The organism is Paraburkholderia terrae (assembly GCF_002902925.1).
Classification (GTDB): Bacteria; Pseudomonadota; Gammaproteobacteria; order Burkholderiales; family Burkholderiaceae; genus Paraburkholderia; species Paraburkholderia terrae.
Map to the genome: position 1 here is coordinate 201,155 of NZ_CP026114.1, position 19,631 is coordinate 220,785.

At 61.6% G+C, this 19,631-nt stretch carries 15 protein-coding genes; 12 read left to right on the plus strand and 3 right to left on the minus strand.

Annotated elements, in window-relative coordinates; translation table 11 throughout:
* Positions 1–62: 62 nt before the first annotated feature.
* A complete protein-coding gene (locus C2L65_RS42695) occupies positions 63–320 on the minus strand; it encodes a hypothetical protein (protein ID WP_042316418.1) in 258 nt (85 codons plus the stop codon).
* Between the two features lie 462 nt (positions 321–782).
* Between C2L65_RS42695 and C2L65_RS42700 the strand changes: the two genes are divergently transcribed.
* From C2L65_RS42700 to C2L65_RS42715, 3 genes are all read left to right on the plus strand, one after another.
* Complete coding sequence (locus tag C2L65_RS42700) at positions 783–965, plus strand: hypothetical protein (protein WP_042316422.1); 183 nt, start codon at positions 783–785, stop codon at positions 963–965.
* 2,393 nt (positions 966–3,358) lie between these two features.
* Positions 3,359–4,414, plus strand: a complete 1,056-nt coding sequence (locus C2L65_RS42710) for an AI-2E family transporter (protein ID WP_042316432.1) — start codon at positions 3,359–3,361, stop codon at positions 4,412–4,414.
* A gap of 38 nt (positions 4,415–4,452) precedes the next feature.
* The gene (locus C2L65_RS42715) at positions 4,453–5,265 is read left to right on the plus strand and encodes a TetR/AcrR family transcriptional regulator (protein WP_103254682.1); all 813 of its coding nucleotides are present in this window, start codon (positions 4,453–4,455) and stop codon (positions 5,263–5,265) included.
* A gap of 160 nt (positions 5,266–5,425) precedes the next feature.
* Here the strand turns inward: C2L65_RS42715 and C2L65_RS42720 are convergent, their stop codons facing one another.
* Positions 5,426–6,178, minus strand: coding sequence for a TetR/AcrR family transcriptional regulator (locus C2L65_RS42720; protein WP_042316425.1), 753 nt, complete (start codon positions 6,176–6,178; stop codon positions 5,426–5,428).
* 646 nt (positions 6,179–6,824) lie between these two features.
* On the opposite strand from C2L65_RS42720, the gene C2L65_RS42725 reads away from it, so the two are divergent.
* From C2L65_RS42725 to C2L65_RS42755, 7 genes are all read left to right on the plus strand, one after another.
* Positions 6,825–7,889, plus strand: coding sequence for an efflux RND transporter periplasmic adaptor subunit (locus C2L65_RS42725; RefSeq protein ID WP_345789619.1), 1,065 nt, complete (start codon positions 6,825–6,827; stop codon positions 7,887–7,889).
* Positions 7,886–11,059, plus strand: coding sequence for an efflux RND transporter permease subunit (locus C2L65_RS42730; protein WP_103254684.1), 3,174 nt, complete (start codon positions 7,886–7,888; stop codon positions 11,057–11,059). Before C2L65_RS42725 ends, C2L65_RS42730 begins: the two co-directional genes overlap by 4 nt.
* A 2-nt stretch (positions 11,060–11,061) precedes the next feature.
* On the plus strand, positions 11,062–12,525 hold the full coding sequence (locus C2L65_RS42735) for an efflux transporter outer membrane subunit (RefSeq protein ID WP_042314578.1): 1,464 nt from the start codon (positions 11,062–11,064) through the stop codon (positions 12,523–12,525).
* Positions 12,526–12,689: 164 nt separating this feature from the next.
* Positions 12,690–14,009, plus strand: coding sequence for a paraquat-inducible protein A (locus tag C2L65_RS42740; protein WP_042314579.1), 1,320 nt, complete (start codon positions 12,690–12,692; stop codon positions 14,007–14,009).
* 66 nt (positions 14,010–14,075) lie between these two features.
* Positions 14,076–15,671 carry a PqiB family protein gene (locus C2L65_RS42745; protein ID WP_042314580.1) on the plus strand — a complete coding sequence of 532 codons (1,596 nt, stop codon included), beginning with the start codon at positions 14,076–14,078 and terminating at the stop codon, positions 15,669–15,671.
* On the plus strand, positions 15,668–16,402 hold the full coding sequence (locus C2L65_RS42750; RefSeq protein WP_081921375.1) for a PqiC family protein: 735 nt from the start codon (positions 15,668–15,670) through the stop codon (positions 16,400–16,402). Before C2L65_RS42745 ends, C2L65_RS42750 begins: the two co-directional genes overlap by 4 nt.
* 296 nt (positions 16,403–16,698) lie before the next feature.
* Entirely contained in the window at positions 16,699–16,995 is a 297-nt protein-coding gene (locus tag C2L65_RS42755; RefSeq protein WP_233446766.1) for a hypothetical protein, read from the plus strand.
* Positions 16,996–17,152: 157 nt separating this feature from the next.
* Here C2L65_RS42755 and C2L65_RS42760 read toward each other — a convergent pair whose 3' ends face one another.
* Positions 17,153–17,908 carry a TetR/AcrR family transcriptional regulator gene (locus C2L65_RS42760; protein WP_081921377.1) on the minus strand — a complete coding sequence of 252 codons (756 nt, stop codon included), beginning with the start codon at positions 17,906–17,908 and terminating at the stop codon, positions 17,153–17,155.
* Positions 17,909–18,152: 244 nt separating this feature from the next.
* On the opposite strand from C2L65_RS42760, the gene C2L65_RS42765 reads away from it, so the two are divergent.
* Both C2L65_RS42765 and C2L65_RS42770 read left to right on the plus strand, forming a co-directional pair.
* Positions 18,153–18,533: a hypothetical protein gene (locus C2L65_RS42765; protein WP_042314582.1), complete on the plus strand. Its 381-nt coding sequence runs from the start codon at positions 18,153–18,155 to the stop codon at positions 18,531–18,533.
* 13 nt (positions 18,534–18,546) lie between these two features.
* On the plus strand, positions 18,547–19,617 hold the full coding sequence (locus tag C2L65_RS42770) for a VOC family protein (RefSeq protein ID WP_042314583.1): 1,071 nt from the start codon (positions 18,547–18,549) through the stop codon (positions 19,615–19,617).
* The last annotated feature ends 14 nt before the right edge of the window (positions 19,618–19,631 follow it).

Genomic DNA, 19,631 nt, shown 5'->3' on the forward strand with positions numbered 1-19,631 from the left:
CGCAGCTCACACTTCAGCCGGCATGTCGGCGGAGTTGCGCAGGCTGCCCAGGATCAGTTCTTTCACGCGCTCGGCGCGCCATGCCTTGACCCGGCGTTGCAACGTTCGCAGTTGTGTCTGACTTGCATAAAGGCCTGGTCGTTCTTCTTGTAGGCTCGCGAACGGGTCTGGACAAGGCCGCGTCCCTTGCTGTAGTCGAAGACGCTCCGGTTCATGAACGCACTGTCGTCATCCGAGTCGGCTCCAGGCATCGCGAATGGCAGGTCGGCAGTCGCTTTCTGAAGCACTTCAATTACCAGCATCTGGTTGCGCAGCCGCATGGCTACACATTCTGTCCAGCCGCTGGCGATGTCGGTCAGCGTCAGCGTGTGGGGTTATTCGCCGAAGCCGAGGATCATATATATCGGCAACTTCGAGCGCGTTTGCCAGGGGGCTCGCGCCGGGGACGCCGCTTCGTGGCATGCCGACGTCCGGCAAGCGGGCAGATCCACGCGTTGACGATATCGCAACTAATAATTGCGCTGGTCGAATGGCCGCCCGGCGTGCGTATACTGCATCCCGCACCTGAGACAGCAGGTGCCCGGTCTACAGACGGGGCAGGCAAATTCAAGAGCCTGTGCGGCTTTTGTTGCTATCCCTGGTACATCTTTCTGCCGTCGGCCCAAGGTAATGGAGCCTTCGCACTCGCCGGGTGCTTGTGAGATCGGTTAGTCGACTTATCGCGTACCTGCACACCCAGTTTGCAGTGGGACGCAGGCTGCGTTATTCACACAGGAATTGTCATGGCACAGCAACTCACGTCCCAGATCGGGCAACCGAAAACAGAAGTCGTTCGCGAGATCGTACAGCACGCGCTGCGTAATGCCGCTACAGCCTCTACCTCTAACGGTGCTATCGACGTGCTTGGTGAGGCTCTGCTCGAACTCGAGCGCCTGGTCGCGCACAGGAGCGTTTGTACGCACTGAGCTCCTGCAGGCCCGGATGAGCGAGCGAGAGATCGCTCTCTCCTTCAAGCTCATCGCCGCGGATTTCCAATGCCAAAATCCTCTGGGCTGCGGTTCGGCGTTGGGTCCGATGCCGGCCAATGATGCGGCGATATCGAGCAAGCGGCGCGTCGCCAGGCTTTACTCGACAAGCTAGAGGGAAACGTGATGACCGCAGCGTTTTGAGCCGATTCCGACACTGCAGTCGCACTGTCCGGGACTTTGGGCATCGACGCCCGATTCGAAGGTGAGGTATCACAAAATGAAGAAGTGGTTTGCCGCACTGCTTGTTGCATTCGTGACCAGCTCAGCTGCTTCCAGTGACTCGTCAATCAACGCAACCGTTGAGAGTGTCGGGGGTATGAATGAAAACGGGGGGGTTGTCGTGCTACGTTCGGCGGATGGAAGGTGTCGCTATTACGGCGTACTGCAGGAGACGGCTCGTGCGCCTCGTGGGATCGGTGAACGAATCACAGCCCTTGCAAGCGGGGGGAAGGTGTACGACTGGATGACGCTCATCAGCTATTCGGCTTGTCTGCAGCGGGATGGAAATTACGCGCGGGAAAGCGCCTTACTGAGGTCGCCCGGCGGACAGCAACTCCGCATCGGAGACAGCGTGGTGCTGCGATCGTCCACCTAGCAAGGTTCGGCGTCGGTGTTTGCCCGTCCGATGATCGGCAACGCCGTGGCGGAAGCCGTTATCGGAAAGGAAAATCGCATCTTGACCATGCACTGCCTCCGACGCTGTAGAAACGCCTGTAGGGAAAGCTTCTATATCGAATCGTCACGATTGACTTAAAAAGCAAAAGTGATGATAATATCATTAATAAGCTGCCTGTTCAGTATCAGGGCTGCAATTCTCTGCGGGCCGTGTGACGCGGTGCCTGGTGCTCCGCCTATTTTTCAACGGTGATAGAAACCGCGAATGGTTCTTCTGCGCGCAAGTTTTGAGGTCCGCCTGGGCATCGAACAAGGCAATTACCGGCGCGGCTGGCGACTTGCCGCCTGGCGTCGTACTGCTATCTGCGCCTCCCGCACCGCCTGTGCCGGTGTTCATGCCGCCTCCACCCGTCGCGCTGCAATTGCAGAGGTCTGCTGTTGACGCCCGCCGCAATGCAGCGGATGGCATGGAGGAGCAACGCCGCAGCAGGCGCGGGGGCAGGGGCCATCAAGCGATGCAACTACTACAGTAAGGGTTTGACGGATGACTTTCCACTGCAAACGAATTGATCCGCTGGACAGGTGCCGAACATGAAGCGGCCGGCGCCCTTTTCTTTGACCTGCCTGTGGTATTTGACTTTCACGGCAACGGTCAGCGGTTGCTCGCTGATGGTGGCACCCGTGCCTCGCGTCATAGCGATCGTCGTTCCAGCGATGCCTCCACCTCCAGACAGAGTTGTACCTCCGGTGCCAGCATATCCGATCGCTCCTCCTCCGTTGCTGATTGAAGTCGTACGCCCATCCGATGGTCAGTCTCAGGTAAGGACTGACAAGGTAGAGGCCCGGCAAGACAAGTCGCGACCGCAAAGTGACGGTACACCGAGCCGCAACGCGTCTCGCGCAGTGATGGTCATCTGAAGCATGGCTACCTGGAGCGTCGCGGCGCATGTGCGGTACACGCGCGAAGTTTTTGACCGATGGGCTTGTATCTCGCGAGTTTCATTCGGCGTGTCATCAGTGGTGCCTCTGCAGCGCATCGATAGCCCGTCCGTCGGCGGCTTCCATGGACCGACGCGGCGGCAGCGGTCGAACCGGGTGGCCAGTTGGAGTTTTTTCTTACTCACGGCCTTTCTGGGAGGATGTTCGCCGGACGCGCAGACATCATCCGTTGCGAGTGCCAACACGGCTCCGCCCGTACCAACGGCCCGGCTACCGGCGTCGTGTGCGGCCACCTATGAGGCGCTGCTCGATGTCGCAACTCTCGCACGATCGTATGGACGGGCGTCGAAACTGTTTGTCGGTGCGATTGGCGAACTGGCAGGGCAACTGCACGACTGTATGTCGCAAGCCACGACGCACGGGAACGATCATCCCGTGACAATCCGTCCATCGCCCCTCTACCGATGACCGCCGCCCCGCGGCGCCCGCACCGGCCATACATTTTGCACATGATCGGAAGATGTCGGTAGACCGGAGGCTTCGCTAAGAGGTCATCATGCCACGGTCTTTTCGATACCGATCGAGGCCAGCTTTGAGCCGTGGGGCCCGAATTGCAGGCTTGAGCAACGGCCAGGGAATTGAGCAAGAATCAGGCGACGGTGCGGGCGACGCCCCCCGACGGGCCGCTCGCGCGAACGACCAAAGCCGGCACATTCGCCCGGGCCGCCTTCCCGACGGATCACGAATCACTGAATCAGTTTCACAAAGACGCACTTATGACTGTTTACCATCGCCAATCCCTGTTCTGGGGCGCCGTCGCGTTAGCGGCCGGCATCTTGCTGTGGAACCTGCGCACCGTTCTCACGCCGTTTCTGCTTGGTGCCCTTATCGCGTACGTTTTGCAGCCGGGCGTGGAGTGGCTGGTACGCCGTCACACGCCGCGCGCACTGGCGGCGCTGGTAATGATGTCCCTGTTTGCTTCGCTCGTCGCGATGTTAGTGCTGCTGGTGTTTGCCGTAATGCAAAAGGAAGGGCCCGAACTCACGAGACAGATTCCTGTCATGGTAGCAAAGCTCGATGCATGGCTGAACCCCCGGCTGGCGTTCCTGGGATTGAGTTATCCGCTTGATTTGACCGGTATCCGTGACGCACTGGCTGCCCATCTCAAAGCGAGCGAACAGGGGGCTGTCCTTGCCGTGTGGCAGTCTCTACGCATAAGCGGCGACATGATGATCAGTGTCGTGGGCAATATGGTGCTGGTGCCGCTCGTCCTGTTTTATCTGCTCTACGACAGGCACGAGGCGTTCGCGCGCATGGAGAGCTTCGTGCCACGGCGCTGGCTCGGCAAGACGCGCGAATTTGTGGGGGAGATCGATCATATGCTGTCGCAGTACCTGAGGGGGCAACTGCTCGTGATGGCAGTGCTTGCCGCGTTCTACCCGACTGCACTGATGATCGCGGGGTTCGAGATCGCGATGCCTGTCGGTCTCCTCACCGCGCTTGCCGTGTTCGTCCCCTACATTGGCTTTGCGACCGGCCTTGCCTTTGCCACCCTCGCGGCGCTACTCCAGTTCGGTAACTGGTATGGCTTCGGTGCGGTGATCGTTGTGTACGGTATCGGCCAGATTCTCGAAAGCGTTGTGCTTACGCCGAGACTCGTTGGCGAGCGCATCGGCCTGCATCCGCTTGCGGTGATTTTTGCATTGCTGGCTTTTGGCCGGCTGTTCGGGTTCTTCGGCGTGCTCCTCGCGCTGCCGGTCAGCGCAATCCTTGCCTCGGTACTACGGGTATTGCGTCGGAGCTATCTCACGAGTGCGCTTTACACAAATTGACTGGTATCCCAATGGCACGCACAGATATTGGAGCGCTTATGCCGCATACCCGCGAACCCACCACCAAACGAGTCACGTCGGCGGCGCGGACTTCGCCCGTCGCGGCACCAGAACCGCAGCCGCGTGGGGTTCGCCGCAAGCAGGAGACGCGAACCCGTCTACTGGATGCCGCGCTGCGCCTGATGGCCAAAAAGGGCATGGAAGGCGTAACCATCAACGAGATCACCGAGGCTGCCGACGTCGGTTTCGGATCGTTCTATAACCACTTCGAATCGAAGGAAGCGATCTATGCCGCGCTCATTGATCGCGTATTCGAAGACTATGCCGATATGCTTGATCTCATCGCCGGCGACCTGTCCGACCCGGCCGAAGTCATCGCGGTTGCCGTGCGTCATACGCTTTCGCGCGCAAGGCGTGAGCCGATGTGGGGGCACTTTCTGATTCGCGAAGGATTTTCGGCACGTGTTCTAGGCCATGGCCTCGGACAGCGGCTGCTACGCGACACTCAACGGGGCGTCGCAGGCAGGCGCTTCTTCGTCGCCGATCCGTTTATCGGTTTCCTTTCGCTGAAAGGCACCTTGCTTGCAGCGATCGCCGTCGAACTGCACTTCGCGGCGCCGATGGGCGGTATGCTGGAGGAGCTTGGCGTAAATGGTGAGCATTTCGCCGAACGAACGGCATCAGCCGTTCTGCAAATGCTGGGGCTCGAGCGGGTGGAGGCCGACAACGTCGCAAGGCGGTCCCTTCCAGGAATGCAACGGAAGAGTAAAGACAGGCGGCCGCCGCTGAGAGCGCCGAAAGCTGCGCCCGCGTCGCGCCGTCGCCAGAAGGTCCAATCAGGCGGGTTTTGAACCACAGGCGGTAACTTGTGAGAGCGTGGGGCGCGGTATGGGTGCGGGACGCCGTAGCCGAAGCACCCGAACTCCGTATGGTAACTGCGTGTGGCGCGCGATGCGTGAAACGCCCGCATGCGCGCCGCGTCAAGGACTAGTGGCTGGCTAATGGCACCTGTCAACCGGACTTGACTTCGGAACCTGTGGGCAGTGGACGTCGCGCGATTCGCTCTGCCTCCACGCGTTTGAGACCAAACGCCTGCAACACAATTGCCGCAGTGCGCTCGGCAAACCTTTCCTCGCTGGATCGAAGCATCTTTCTCGCGGTGACGGTGCGCTTCGATGAGGCAGCGAAGTGCAGTTCAGCCGCAATTGCGGCGAGGATGGTGCCGATAACGGAGATGAGGCACATGAGCGGGTCTGCGACAACAAAGCGCCTCTCTGAAATCCCTCTCTCGCTATCTCGTAGCAGTCGTTGACCGAGTCCCCTGTTCAGCGCGCGCGTTGAAAACCCTTCGCTTATCAGGAGTTGGCCCCACACCGGTTCCCGGTAGGCGCGCATCAGCGTATGACGCACGCAGACAGCGACCACTTCTGCGGGATCGGACAGGTCGCCGGCGAGGCGATCGAGCGCATTCGCGAATTCCTCGAAAAGCCAGTCGACGAGTGCGGCGAAGATCCCTTCCTTCGATTCGAAGTGGTTGTAAAACGAGCCGAACCCGACGTCGGCGGCCTCCGTGATCTCGTTGATGGTTACGCCGTCCATGCCCTTTTTCGCCACCAATCCGAACGCAGCATCGAGCAGGCGGTCTCGCGTCTCGCGCTTACGTCGGGCACCGCGCGTATGGCGTCCATTGTCCGACTCCCGGTGCGCTATCAGTGCCGCGAGGTCATGTCGACGGCTCGCGCGCGGGTTTGGAACTTCTGGCATGTCGGCTCCTCATTTATTGTACGGCCCGATTCTAGATCCAAACGTCATGGTTGACAAGTTCATCAGTAATGGGTCTAATGTCATCTTCGGAGGCGTGCGGACGGAAGAACGGAGAAGCTTGTGCCGATGGCGCAGGGCGGAGAACCCGGTAGTGTCTTTCGTTGATTCTGGCCAAAACAGTTGAACCGGCAGACCAGCGGGGCGCATAGGCACCGACGAATGTTGACTACATTCTGATTGCTTGCGTCCCATCGGGGGATGTCGCATGTCGTGGACATGCAGCGAGACAACCGCGGCTGCCAGGAAACTGTTGGCACCTGTGTGCGCGAGCGACTGAGGGTCAGGGGAGCTGCTGTGCCGCATGCGATGACCAGACGGAAACCTGGCCCATTGTTTAACCAGGCGATAAGTAGGATTACAAACGTATCAAGAAAGCTTGTTTTGTGTGTCCGCGCTGTTGGCGAGCCGTGCTTTGGCACGCCGGGTTTCCACAGCATCGGCAAATTTTTTTACCTGGATCATCACCTGCCTTGTGAACATCGTGGAACATTCCGGTCTTATCGCGCAGAAACGTGCGCGTTCCTTCTTCCCTTCCTTTGTCCGATCCCCGCGCCGCGCGCACGCCCTGATCGCGGCTTGCGGTGCGATCCTGCTTTCAGCCTGCCACCAGCGCGAAGCCGTCGCGCCGGAGCCCAAGCCTGTAGTCGCCCTCGCGGTTCATCCCGACGGACGCACGACAAGCGCCTCGTTGCCGGCTCAGGTGCAGGCGCGGTACTCCACGTCACTCTCGTTCAGGGTAGGCGGCAAGGTCACCGAACGGAAGGTGCGCCTCGGCGATACCGTGAAGGCAGGACAGATCGTTGCGTTGCTCGACCCTACCGATCTGCGCAATAACCTTGTCAACGCGCGGGCACAACTTGATGCCGCCGAACATCGCCTCGTGTACACGAAGCAGCAGCTCGATCGCGACCAGGCGCAGGCACATGCGAATCTGATCGCGCCGGCGCAACTCGAACAGACCCAGGACGCCTACGCCTCCGCCCTTGCGCAGCGCGATTCGGCGCTTGCGCAAATGGCGCTCGCGACGGATCACCTGCGCTACGCGACGCTCACGGCAGACCGCGACGGGGTGATCACATCGGAGGATGCCGACACCGGCCAGAACGTTCAGGCCGCTCAGGCCATCTATCACCTCGACTGGACGGGCGACGTGGATATTGTCTGCGACGTGCCCGAGCGGGCGCTGAACTCGCTGACCGTCGGCAGCACGGCGCGTGTGAGCCTGCCGGCGCTGCCAGAGAAGACCTTCGAAGCACGCGTGCGTGAGGTATCGCCCGCCGCCGATTCGCAAAGCCGCACCTGGCGCGTGAAGCTGACGCTGGCTGCCCCGAGCCCCGAAGTACACCTCGGCATGACGGCCAACGTCACATTCGATGCCGAAGGTAACGCGGCGGCCGGGCACCCGTTCACGCTGCCTGTGACAGCGCTCTTTCACCGCGGCGAGGACCCCGCTGTCTGGGTGGTCCGCACCGGCAGCGACACACTCGAGCTACGCCCTGTCGCCGTCCAGCGGTACGACGAACGCACCGTCTCGATCGGATCGGGCCTGCACGAGGGCGACCGCGTGATGGTGCAAGGCGTGCATGCCGTGAGTGCAGGACAACACGTACAGGTGGTGCCCCCGCTGCATCCCGAGGACTTCCCGTCATGAATGCCCGCGACCGTGAAACCGCGCCCCACAGCGCGCCCGTCACCCCTTCCGATACCGAAAGATCTGGCGAAGGCGGCTTCAATCTCTCCGGGTGGGCGTTGCGCCATCAGCAGCTCGTGATCTTCCTGATCGGACTCGCAACGCTCTTCGGCGTGATCGGCTATACGCAGCTTGCGCAGTCAGAGGACCCGCCATTCACGTTCCGGACCATGGTGATCAAAACGTACTGGCCGGGCGCGAGCGCCCGCGAGGTACAGGAGCAGATCACGGACCGGATTGGCCGCCAGTTGCAGGCAGCGCCATATATCGACAACGTCAAGAGCTACTCGCGGCCCGGCGAGTCGATGATCTTCTTCGCAATGAAGGACTCGGCACCCGTCAGGGAAGTGCCCGAGACCTGGTACCAGGTGCGCAAGAAGGTGGGCGACATCAGGGCGACGCTGCCGAAGGGGGCGGTCGGACCGTTTTTCAACGACGAGTTCGGTGACGTCTATACCAACATCTACGCGCTCGAAGGCGAGGGTTTTTCGCCTGCGCAACTGCACGACTATGCTGACAGGTTGCGCACGGTCCTGCTGCGCGTACCCGGTGTTGCAAAGGTCGACTACTTTGGTGACCCGGACCAGCACGTCTTCGTCGAGATATCGAACGCGGAACTGACGCGGCTCTCCATCACGCCGCAGCAACTCGCCCAGGCCATCGACGCACAGAACACCGTGGCGCCCGTCGGCACCATTACGACGGCGGATGACCGGGTATTCGTGCGACCGAGCGGCGCGTTCAAGGACGTGCAGGCGCTCGCCGACATGCTGATCACCGTGAACAGGCGCACGTTCCGGCTCGGCGACATTGCGAAGATCACGCGTGGATATGATGATCCGCCCACGACCCAGATGCGCGTCGGCGGTCAGGCGGTGCTTGGCATCGGCGTGACGATGCAAAAGGGCGGCGACGTGATTGATCTCGGCAAGGCGCTCGATGTGAAAACCACCGAACTGCAGGCGACCCTGCCGGCGGGGCTCAAGCTGGCTCCCGTCTCGAGCATGCCGCACGCGGTCAAGCACTCGGTGGACGAGTTCGTCAGGTCGGTTGGCGAAGCAGTCGCGATCGTGCTGGTCGTGAGCCTCGTCTCGCTCGGCTTGCGCACGGGCATGGTCGTCGTGATCACGATTCCAATCGTGCTCGCCATGACGGCACTGTGCATGCACATCTTCAATATCGGGCTAGACAAGGTTTCGCTCGGCACGCTCGTGCTCGCGCTGGGGCTGCTCGTTGACGACGCGATCATCGCCGTCGAAATGATGGCCGTGAAGCTCGAACAGGGCTGGAGCCGCACGCGCGCGGCGGCCTTCGCCTATACGAGCACGGCATTCCCGATGTTGACGGGTACGCTCGTGACGGTTTGTGGCTTCCTGCCGATTGCACTCGCCAAATCGAGCACGGGCGAATACACGCGTTCTATCTTCGAAGTGTCGGCCATCTCGCTGATCGTTTCGTGGTTCGCGGCTGTCGTGCTGGTCCCGTTACTCGGCTTTCACATGTTGCCGGAGCGCAAGGGCCACTGGCGCGACGGCGCTCATGACGAGCATGACGTCTACAACACAGGCTTTTACCGGCGCCTGTCGGGCTGGGTGTCGTGGTGTATCGAACGTCGCTGGGTCGTGCTCGGCGTCACCGCCGCGCTTTTTGCGATCGCGATGGCGGCCTTCACGCGCGTACCGCAACAGTTCTTCCCGAACTCGGAACGGCCGGAGTTGCTTGTCGATCTGCGGCTACCGGAAGGTGCCTCGTTCGAGGCGACCCTGCGCGAAGCCAGGCGCCTCGAGAAGGTCATCGACGGCAAGCCTGAGATCGAGCACGTCGTCGACTTTGTCGGGACGGGCGCGCCGCGCTTTTACCTGCCGCTCGATCAGCAGCTTCAACAGCCGAACTTCGCGCAGTTCGTGATCACCGCTAAAAGCATCGAAAACCGCGAGGAACTGATGCACTGGCTCGATGCAAGACTCGAAAAGGATTTCCCTGGCGTGCGCACGCGTGTCGCGCGGCTCGAGAATGGTCCACCCGTGGGGTTCCCGATCAAGTTCCGGGTGAGCGGCGACGACATCGCGACGGTGCGCTCGATTGCTGAAACGGTTGCCGACAAGGTCCGCGCCGATTCCCGCACCCGCAACGTCCAGTTCGACTGGGACGAGCCGGCGGAACGGTCAGTCTCGTTCGAGATCGACCAGAACAGGGCGCGCCAGCTTGGCGTCACGTCGGAGGACGTCTCCGGCTTCCTGGCCATGACGCTGTCGGGCTACACGGTTACCCAGTATCGCGAGCGTGACAAGCTGATCAACGTCGATCTGCGCGCGCCGAAGAGTGAGCGTGTGGATCCCGCGAAGCTCACAAGCCTTGCGGTTCCAACGCCGAACGGCTCGGTGCCGCTGGGTTCGCTCGGACACATCCGGGACACCCTTGAGTACGGCGTGATCTGGGAGCGTGACCGACAACCGACGATCACAGTGCAGGCCGACGTGCGCGGTGACGCGCAGGGCATCGACGTGACCCGCAACATCGAGCATGCGCTAGCCGTTGTACGCGCCAAACTGCCAGTTGGTTATCGGATTGAGGTGGGCGGCGCAGTCGAAGAAAGTGTGAAAGGCCAGACCTCGATCAACGCGGAAATGCCGCTGATGATCATCGCGGTGCTGACGCTGCTGATGATCCAGCTCAGGAATTTCGCGCGGACGTTCATCGTCGTGCTGACGGCGCCGCTCGGCCTGATTGGCGTCGTGGCCGCGCTGCTCCTGTTCGGCAAGCCCTTCGGCTTTGTCGCGTTGCTCGGCGTGATTGCCATGTTCGGCATCATCATGCGCAATTCCGTGATCCTGGTCGACCAGATCGATCAGGACATCGCGGCGGGGCACGCGCGCTTCGACGCGATCATCGGCGCAACGGTGCGGCGCTTCAGGCCGATCATGCTGACGGCCGCCGCCGCCGTGCTCGCGCTGATTCCGCTCCTGCGTTCGGGCTTCTTCGGGCCAATGGCGACCGCGCTGATGGGCGGCATCACGATCGCCACGGTACTGACTGTGTTCTTCCTGCCCGCGCTGTACGCGACATGCTTCAGGGTCCGGCGCGACGAGCGCGGAATGCAACAGGTCGTCGTCGAGCATACGGAGAGTTGATCATGAGCCTTGCCTATAAGACATCTGTTCTCGCCGTGGCTACGGCACTCGCACTGACGGCCTGCTCGTTCGGCCCTAGCGGCGAGGCTCCGGCGATGCCTTCGCCCGCGCACTATGGCGCACAGACGCAGCCCTCGAAGACTGTTGCGGCGGGTGGTATTGCGCAGCAGTTCGATACCGGCGCCACGTCGGTGCCGCAATGGTGGCGGCTTTACCGGTCCGATGCGCTCGATGCGCTCGTCGACGAAGGCTTGCGCAACAGTCCGACACTTGCGGCTACGCAGCGAACGCTTGCCGCCGCGCAAGAGGAACTGCGCGCGCAAGTCGGCGCATCCACGCTACCGTCAGTCGACGGTTCCGTCCAGGTCGAACGCGCGCGTTCACCCGTCGTGCCCGGGCTCGGCCCTGAGCAGGTGCAATACAACTTTTTCGCCGGGCAGCTGCTGGCGCACTACACGTTCGACCTCTTCGGCCAGACGCGTTATGCGAACTCCGCAAGCGCCGCTCGCGTGAACGTTCAGGCATATGAACTGGAAGCGGCCCGGCGTGCGCTCGCCGCCAACATTGTCGGCACGGCGATCAATGTGGCGGCGCTTGATCGCCAGATCGCGCTCACCGGACGGCTGGTTGCCGTGGCCGAAGAGGCTGCGAATGAGGACCAGCAGCGTTACGCGCTCGGGTCGGTGTCACGCGCGCAGGCGCTCGCGTCGACGCAGGATGCGGCTTCGATAGCGGCGGGTCTACCGGCGTTGCGCCAGCAGCGCGCCTCAGCCATCCACGCGCTGGCGGTGCTGATGGGCCGCACGCCGGATAATGCGCCGGGCGTTCCTGAGCTCGACAGCCTGTCGTTGCCAGGGCATGTGCCCGTGGTTGTGCCGTCGGATCTCCTGCGTTCGCGTCCCGACATTCAGGCAGCCGATGCGGCAGTAAAGGCCGCCGCCGCCGACGTTGGCGCTGCGACTGCGCAACTGTTTCCAAGCCTGTCGCTGACGGCATCGATGGGCCGCGGCGGCTTTAGCTGGCCCGCAGTGCTCTCGGGAGCGGGCGGACTCTGGGCGATCGGTGCGGGCCTGTCGCAGCCGATCTTCCATGGTGGCGCGTTGTTAGCGCAGCGCAGGGCCTCGATTGATGCCTACGATGCGGCTGTGCTGCACTACAAGTCGACGGTGCTGTCGGCCTTCCAGGATGTCGCGAATTCGCTGGACGCACTGGATAACGATGCACGGACACTCGCGTCGACGGAAGCAGCGGCACAGGCTGCGCGCGCGGCGTTCGATGATACGGCCTTGCGCCATCGCCTGGGCTCGCTGCCTTCAACGGCACAGCATGCCAGCGAGCAGCGGTTTCTCAATGCGCAGATCAGCGCCGTGCGCGCGGCGAGCCAGCGCATGAGCGATACCGCGGTGTTGTTCCAGGCGATGGGTGAACTGCCGGCCGGTCAGCCACAGGCGACGTTAGCAGAATGATCGCCCCTTGATGAGGCCGGGTTGAGCGACCCGGCGACCCGGGGTCGCTCTTCCTTCTCGCCTTTGTGAAAAATCAGCGGGTTATAGTTCGTTATCCAAAATGATGAAGGCGTCGCTTCATCCGCGTCGAGGCGCCGGAACTTCACACTTCGTCGGTTCCCAATATGGAATATCAGAAACTGATTGCCTGTCACGAATGCGATTTGCTGTTTCGCAAGCCTGCGCGTGCAAGGGGACTGGTTGCGCATTGTTCGCGCTGTGGCGCGAATCTGAAAGGAATACATGGCGCTGGCCTGCCGTTCGACTGGATCTGCGCGGTGACGGTTGCGGCGCTGATTACTTTTTTTATAGCGCAGGCTTTCCCCGTCATAGAACTCAAGGCTAACGGAATGGCGTCCGAAGCCACACTGTTCGGCGCCGTGCGGTCGTTGTGGACCGGCGATATGCGCATCGTCGCAATGATGGTGTTCTGCTCGTCCATCCTGTTCCCGCTGATCGAACTCCTCGCCTTTCTCTATGTGCTGGTTCCACTTCGCGTAGGCAGGCTTCCGCCTCACTTCAACGGAATGCTTCGCGTCGTGCAGCTCGTTCGGCCATGGGGCATGGTCGAGGTATTCATGCTCGGCGTGCTCATTACGATCGTAAAAATGGTGAGCGTAGCCCAAGTGATTCCTGGCACAGGGCTGTTCGCATTTGGTTCACTGACCTTGATGCTGGGCGTCCTCACCGCGTATGACCCGGGCGGGCTCTGGGACATGTGCGACGAAATGAAGCTTCATCGACCGGCTGGCGTTCGTTGGTCGAGGGCAAGTCACAGGGGTGCTGGGCCAGGTTCGACGTACCGTGGAAGAAAAAAGCGGTCAACGGCTTATGTCACCGCAAAACATGCCGGACTGGTTGCATGTCATACCTGTGGCCTTGTCCAGACGCGTGGCGGCGAGCCACATCAGCACTGCTCGCGATGTGAATCCGTGCTGCACGAGCGCCGTCCGGAGAGCGTGACGCGCACCTCGAGCCTGCTTCTCGCTGCCGCGCTTGCCTACGTTCCGGCGAATCTCTTGCCGATCATGCACGCCTCGTCACTGGGCCGCTCAGAGGACGACACCATCCTGGGTGGTGTCGCGTACTTCTGGACATCAGGAGACTGGCCGCTGGCGGTCATTGTCTTCGTTGCCAGTGTCGTGGTGCCAATGCTCAAACTCGCCATTCTCACGCTACAGACCGTGGCGGCTTGCCAAGATTCTGCCTGGCAGCCACTTGAACGCGCAAGACTGCACCGGCTTGTAGAGCGCGTTGGCCGGTGGTCGATGCTCGACGTCTTCGTTGTCGCGCTGACGGTCACCCTGGTGCACTTTGGTTCATTTGCCGTCGTCACTGCGGGTCCAGGCGCGCTCGCCTTTGGAGCTGTGGTGATCCTTACCATGCTCGCGTCGCATCAGTTCGATCCGAGGCTGATCTGGGACAACATCCAACCCCGACGATGAATGAATGCAGCTTCGTGGCTCCAAAAGCCTCCAATAAACTGAAACCTGTGAAAAAGTCTCCGAGTGATGCATCTTCTCAATGCCCCCGACCCTGAACTCAAGCCGCGAAAGCGTTGGCTTCCATCCCTGATCTGGCTGGTCCCACTCATCTGTGCGTTGATTGGCGTCGCGTTGGTGGTCAAATCCATTACCGAAAAAGGACCGACGGCCACCGTGACATTCACTAACGCAGAGGGCCTGGAGGCGGGTAAGACGAAGGTCAAATATAAGGATGTCGAAATCGGCTCGGTACAGGCCATCGCACTGTCAAAGGATCTCCGGCATGTCATCGTCAACATCCAGCTGACCAAAGAGGCCGAAAGATTCGCCACCAGCGGCACGCGCTTCTGGGTCGTTCGCCCGCGTGTGGGCGCTAACGGCATCTCGGGCCTCGGTACGTTGCTCTCTGGTGCGTACATCGGCGTTGACATCGGACGGTCGACAGAAAGGCAAACGGCGTTTGTCGGCCTCGACAATCCGCCCATCGTCACGACCGGCCAGCCGGGGCATCAGTACACGCTGCGAGGGGACTCACTGGGCTCGGTCGATATCGGTGCCCCCATCTTCTACCATCGTATTCAGGTGGGCCAGGTGGTTGGCTTCTCCCTCGACCCGCACGGCGCCGGTGTAATCGTCAATGTTTTCGTCAATGCGCCGTTTGACCAGTACGTCGGCAGCAATACACGGTGGTGGCATGCGAGCGGCGTTGATCTTCGTCTCGATTCGAATGGACTGAAGCTCAATACGCAATCGCTGGCGACGGTGGTCGTCGGAGGTCTGGCGTTCCAGTCGCCACCGGGCCAGGACGCCGGACAACCGGCCGCTGACAAGGCCGTGTTTCGACTCGCATCGGACGAGTCGGACGCGATGCGCGAGCCCGACGGCCAGCCGCTCAATGTGATCATGAGGTTCAACCAGTCGCTGCGTGGACTGTCTGTCGGCGCACCCGTCGACCTTCGCGGGATCGGGTTGGGGCAGGTGACGGAAATCGGTATCGAGTACAACGAAAAGGAAAAGAGCTTCAGCATGAAGGTGTCCATGGCGCTTTATCCCGACCGGCTCAGCCGGCGCTCCAGCGAGGCGCTACCCGCGCCGGACACACCGGGCGGCCACGAGTTGCTGCAACATCTCGTCATGGAAGGGCTACGCGGACAGCTTCGAACCGGGAACATGCTGACGGGCCAGCTTTACGTGGCGCTTGACATGTTCCCGAAAGCGCCCCGGGCGACTGTAGACGTACACCGAAACCCGATTGAACTGCCGACCGTGCCGAACACGCTCGATGAGCTGCAGGTGCAGATTGCGGACATTGCCAGGAAACTGAATCAGGTCCCGTTCGATCGGATCGGAGCCAACCTGAATGGCGCACTGGAAAACGCGAACCGGCTGTTCGGGCACATGGACACAGAGGTCGTTCCGCAAGCCCGCGACACGCTGGCCGCCGCGCAGCGGACCTTCGGCACCGCTGAAACGACGCTCCGGCAGGCCGCGCCGATGCAGTCGGACATCCAGGATGCAATGCAGGAACTCACGCGTACCCTGCAATCCCTCAACGCGCTCGCGGACTATCTGGAACGTCATCCCCAGGCGCTGCTGTTTGGCAAGAAAGGAGATAAGCCTTGAAACTGGTTCAATCCCGCTCGTGGCGCGCGATGGCGCGGATAGTGACGGGCATCGGTCTGGTGGTGTTGACAGCGTGCGCGTCCCCACCGGCCCGCTTCTATACATTGGGCACAGACGGCGAATCGACAATTGCCAACCGTACAGCGAGCCCGGTCTTTCTGATTGACGTGCGCCCGGTCAAGGTCCCCGCCGCCATGGCAAGGAGCCAGCTCGTCGTACAGGTGAATGCGGCCCAGTTGAAGGTGCTGGAGGACGATCGCTGGGCGTCGCCCCTCGCAGATGAAGTCCGCAATGCGCTGCTGGCCGCCCTGACACGACAGGCCAGCGTGCTTGACGTACATGAGGTCGCACGCGCTGAGGAGGTTCCCGTGTACCACGTTTCCGTCGAAGTACAGCGTTTCGAATCATGGCCGGGATCGCACGCACTCATCGACGCTGTATGGAGCCTACGCTCGTCCAGTGACCAGGAAACGTTGACCTGCCACAGCATCGTCAGTCAGCCCGTGTCAGCGGGCTACGAGGCGATCGCCAACGGCCACCGACGCGCGCTACAACGAATTGCGGTGCAAATCGCCGAGGGGGTCCGGGAATTTCCGGCGACATCAAGATTGCACCCGGTTCGACTCGCTGTCGGGCCCGGCACAACGAGGAAGGCGCCGTTGTTGTGCCCGTCCCTGGCGGGCGGATCCGATGGCGAAACGCGTACGCCGGTACCGGGCATGGCGGACTGAGCCATTCTTCCATGTTATGTCGGAACCCCTTGCAAAACCAAAGGTGGGAAGCAAAGCTTCCAGAAGAGTCGGCCGGCTCCCGACAGTGAAAACCGTCTGACAGTCAAACGTCGCCCAGACGCGCAGCGCCGCGGCGTTAGCGCAGCGCGTCGCGCGAGGCTTAACGAATGACTGTCAACCTGCTGGTGTCGTAAGCACGACTGTTTGTCCGACAGGCGAAAGCAATGCGCCGCTGGCGAACATGCGTGAATCCAAATTGGGTTGGAAGAATGCAACGAACTGCTGAGCGCAAGTATGTGACCACATTGACGCTCGTCCGGGCCGGAGCGTGCAACAGCAGCAGGGACGTCGATTCACGCGCGCGTAAGCAGGTCGACGACATCTGTATCGTGCTCTTCGATCGGTGGTGTGAGCGCCGCGAGCTCACGCCACTCATCTATCTGCTGCATGCGTGGCCCTTTTTTGCGTCGACACGTCACCCGGTCAAAACCATATCAGCAGCGCTTCGCGATCTTTCAAGGTTCCACAGGGAAGCGCTTGACAACGGGGATCGCGAGTTGATTGCTAACGTCCTCGCTCTCGCGGGCGATTGACGCCTATCGTCAAAAAACGACCAGGCGCCATTCGGTGGGGCCTGCGCGAGCAACCGACCAACGCTCAGCTCACAAGGGCAACCCGGAAGCGGGGTGATCACTCACCATCGCTCGCCGATGACGGCGCGGCCAGACGGTACCGTCACCGTGTCTGGCCTCAATCCGTCTCAACCGCCTCCTCGACGATGGGCAGCGGACGTGCGGCGATCTTCTCCGCCTCCGCGCGCTTGAGCCCGAGTGTCTGCAGCAGCGTCGCTGCCGTGCGCTCGGGGAAATGTTCTCCGCTAAAGCCCAGCTCCTTGAGCACGCCTGCCGCCGGTGCACCCGGCGCGACGAAGTTCAGCTCGGCAGCAATCGCGCAGAGGACCGTGCCGCCTACCGAAAGAAAGCCGATAAACGGATCGGCGATGACAAAGCGCTTCGCGGCAATTCCGCTGCCGATGTCGCGCAGCAGTCGCTGACCGAGCCCGCGGCTCATCGCACGCGCCGAAAACCCTTCACGTATCAGGAATCGTCCCCACACAGGATCGCGCCGCGCACGCATCACGGTATGGCGAACGGAGACGGCAATCACCTCGGCTGGATCGGTAAGTCCACCAGCGAGGCGATCCAGCATGTCCGCGAAATCCTCGAACACATTATCGACAAGGGTCGCGTAGATCGCCTCCTTCGATTCGAAGTGGTTGTAGAACGAGCCAAAGCCGACATCGGCAGCCTCGGTGATTTCGTTGATCGCCACGCCCTCCATGCCCTTTTCGGCCATCAGCCGGAGGGCAGCGTCGAGCAGGCGGGCGCGTGTCTCGCGCTTGCGGCGGGCACCGCGCGGCTCGCGTTCTTCGGGAACGGCAACCGGGGCGACTGGCGCCGCACGGGCGGGGCGTTTTGCTGTCCGGGGATTCGCAGTTTTCGGCATGATCGGGTCCGCATTTGTTCGTACCCAAGTATAGATGCAACTGTCTATATTGACAAAACGATCAGCGATGAGTTTAATGTCATTAAACGGCAACCGAGGGCCGGTCTAACAAACGACAGATGGAGTGACTGTGGAGACAGAAGCAATCAACGGTGCCGCGCCGTCAAGCCGGCGTGGGCCGGTTCGTCCGCCGATCGGGGCACCTGTTCGTGGCGCGGTCATAGCCCAAGGCTGGGTGAGAGGTTTGGATGGCACAACGCGCCTGAGCGACGACGTGCTCGGGCGGGGTCTCGCCCTGATCGGGTTTGGTATTGACGCCGCGGCTTCGCTCGAGCACGCGACGGCTGCAGCGTTCGCGCGTGCCGGGGGCAGCATCGTTCAGATTGCCCATCGCGGGCAACGGCTGCATCTTGCCCCGCGCGACAGCTGGGAAGACCTCGAAGGCATTTTCCTTCCCGGGCTGGTGCCCGTCGGGTGGGTCGCAGTAGTCCGGCCTGACAGGACGATCCTTCACGATGGCCCGGCCACCGACGCAATCCGTATCGTGCGCGAGAGTCTTACGTTGCTGTGTGACCCCGTCAGCGCTCCAGTGCTGGAAGCCGAATACGCCATCCGAACCGTCTGATTTCTTTCCCGCCATGAAACTCACTACTGCACAGCCGGCCCGTCACCCCGATCCCACGACGAAAGCGTCGGCATTGGCCTATCTGATGTTCGACCGGCCAGACCTCGCGAAAGCCGAGCATTTTCTCAATGACTTCGGGCTTCGAACTGTATCGCGCGGTGAAACGCTCCTGCTGCTTCGGGGAACGGGTGCTTCCCACTTCTGCTATGTCGTCCGGAAGGCACCAAAATCCCGGTTCGTCGGCTTCGGGTTACAGGTCGATAACAGGGCAGATCTTGATGCGCTTGCAAAACTGCCTGGCGCCTCGGACGTCGAGCGCTCACAGTTGCCCGGCGGCGGCTATATGGTGCGACTGACAGATCCTTCGGGCTTTCGCGTCGACGCGATATGGGGCCAGGCGCCAGCCGCCACGCTGTCCCATCGGTCACCCTTGCCATTCAACTCCGTGGATGCGGCCGTCCGGATCAACGGGACGCAGCGACCGCCCGAGCATGCGCCAGAAATTATCCGGCTTGGACACATCGTGCTTGAACTCGCCGACTACCAGGAAACCTGCGCATGGTATGCGCAACATTTTGGCTTCATCCCCAGCGACGTCCAGGTGCTTCCCGATGGTTCACCCGTCGTCGCGTTCATGCGGCTTGATCTCGGCGACAAGCCGGCCGATCACCACACGCTCGCGCTCGCACAAGGCTTCGTGTCCACGTATAGCCACAGCGCCTACGAGGTCGTCGACGCCGACGCGGTCGGCATGGGGCAGCGGGTCCTGCGCGAAAAGGGCTGGACGCATGCGTGGGGAATTGGGCGCCATATCCTGGGCAGCCAGATCTTCGACTACTGGCAGGACCCGTGGGGCGACAAGCACGAGCACTATTGCGACGGCGACCTTTTTACGGCCGACATGTCGACGGGTGTGCATGCCGTCAGCCGCGAGGCAATGGCGCAATGGGGACCGACAATGCCGCGCAGTTTCACGAAGCCCAGATTCACGCCAGCGAGCATTGTCGCGCTTTTCAAGAACCTGCGCCGCAGCCCGGACCTGACGCTCAGCAAGCTGCGCACGCTGGCGAAGCTTTTCGCCTGAACCATCCCTATCCA